We start from the raw sequence: 1,455 nt of genomic DNA, 5'->3' as shown, positions 1-1,455 counted from the left end.
GCGTGCTCGACCAGGGTGATCAGGGCGCTCTTGGCCTCCGCCCGCTGCCGGGCGTCGGTGGTGATGATCGGCGCGTCCGGACCGATCTGCAGCGCCTCGCGCACCTCCTCCGGCGTGTAGGGCTGGTGGCCGTCGAAGCCGTTCAGCGCGATCACGAACGGCAGACCCGAGTTCTCGAAGTAGTCCACCGCCGGGAAGCAGTCCGCCAGCCGCCTGGTGTCCACCAGCACCACCGCGCCGATCGCGCCGCGCACCAGGTCGTCCCACATGAACCAGAACCGGTCCTGCCCGGGGGTGCCGAACAGGTACAGAATCAGGTCCTGGTCCAGCGTGATCCGGCCGAAGTCCATCGCCACCGTCGTGGTGGTCTTGTCCGCGGTGTGGGTCAGGTCGTCGATCCCCGCCGACGCGGCGGTCATCACGGCCTCGGTACGCAGCGGGTTGATCTCCGACACGGCGCCCACGAAGGTCGTCTTGCCCACGCCGAACCCGCCCGCCACCACGATCTTCGCGGACGTGGTGGCACGTGATGCAGGAGCCCCGTAGGCGGCCTGCGGGCTAGAGCTTGCGAAGTCCACTGAGCACCCTTTCGAGCAGTGTCACATCCGGTGCGCCGCCGGGCTCGCTGCTGCTGCCCGGCTGATGGATCGCCACCATTCCGGCTTCGGCCAGGTCGGCGACGAGAATCCGTGCCACCCCCAGAGGTATGGCGAGCAGGGCGGAGATCTCCGCCACCGACTTGACCTCCTGGCACAGATGGCAGATCCGCTGGTGCTCGGGCAGCAGTCCCATGAGCTGTGCCGGATCGGCGCTGGTGCTCACCAGTGCCTCGATCGCGAGCTGGTACCGCGGGCGGGTACGGCCCCCCGTCATGGCGTACGGCCGCACCAGCGGTTGGTCGCCTTCGCCGCCGTACGGCATGTTGTCGTTCAGGCCACCGTACGAACCGGGTGAGGCGGGCGGCGGGGTCATGGCTCCTCCGGGCGAGGCATGGGGTCGGCGATGCGGACTGTAGTGCTCGTGTGGGGGGAGCGGGGCCTAATTGAGAAGACTGCCTTGCAGTTCGGCACGGAGGTCCGGGGTCAGCACCGTACCCGCGCGATCCACCAGCAGCGCCATCTCATAACCCACCAGACCGATGTCCGCGTCCGGATGGGCCAGCACCGCCAGCGAGGAACCGTCGGAGATCGACATGATGAAAAGGAACCCACGCTCCATCTCCACCACCGTCTGATTCACCGCACCCCCCTCGAAGATGCGCGACGCACCAGCGGTCAGCGAGGTCAGCCCCGACGCGACCGCCGCCAACTGATCGGCACGGTCCCGCGGGAACCCCTCGGACATGGCCAGAAGGAGGCCGTCGGCGGAGACCACCACCGTGTGCGACACCCCCGGGGTGTTGTCCACGAAGTTGGTGATCAACCAGTTCAGGTTCTGCGCCGCCTGGCTCATCGG

General features: G+C 68.2%; 3 protein-coding genes. All 3 read right to left on the bottom strand.

Going from position 1 to position 1,455, the window contains the following annotated elements; all coding sequences use genetic code 11:
* Positions 1-578: GTP-binding protein (locus CUT44_RS08615; RefSeq protein ID WP_100201588.1), on the bottom strand; the 578-nt coding region annotated here is incomplete at its 3' end.
* Positions 559-972 carry a DUF742 domain-containing protein gene (locus tag CUT44_RS08610; RefSeq protein ID WP_100201587.1) on the bottom strand — a complete coding sequence of 138 codons (414 nt, stop codon included), beginning with the start codon at positions 970-972 and terminating at the stop codon, positions 559-561. The genes CUT44_RS08615 and CUT44_RS08610, both read right to left, overlap by 20 nt.
* 66 nt (positions 973-1,038) lie before the next feature.
* Positions 1,039-1,455 (bottom strand): roadblock/LC7 domain-containing protein (locus CUT44_RS08605; protein WP_233221317.1); only part of this gene is annotated, 417 nt, incomplete at its 5' end.

This window comes from Streptomyces carminius, assembly GCF_002794255.1.
In the GTDB taxonomy this organism is placed as follows: Bacteria; Actinomycetota; Actinomycetes; order Streptomycetales; family Streptomycetaceae; genus Streptomyces; species Streptomyces carminius.
Note: the sequence above shows the minus strand (reverse complement) of the source record. Positions and strands in the feature narration are given on the sequence as shown.

What these genes read in the sequence shown, in the direction of transcription:
- CUT44_RS08610 (WP_100201587.1), bottom strand. Translation starts at nt 972, where the DNA reads ATGACCCCGCCGCCCGCCTCACCCGGTTCGTACGGTGGCCTGAACGAC.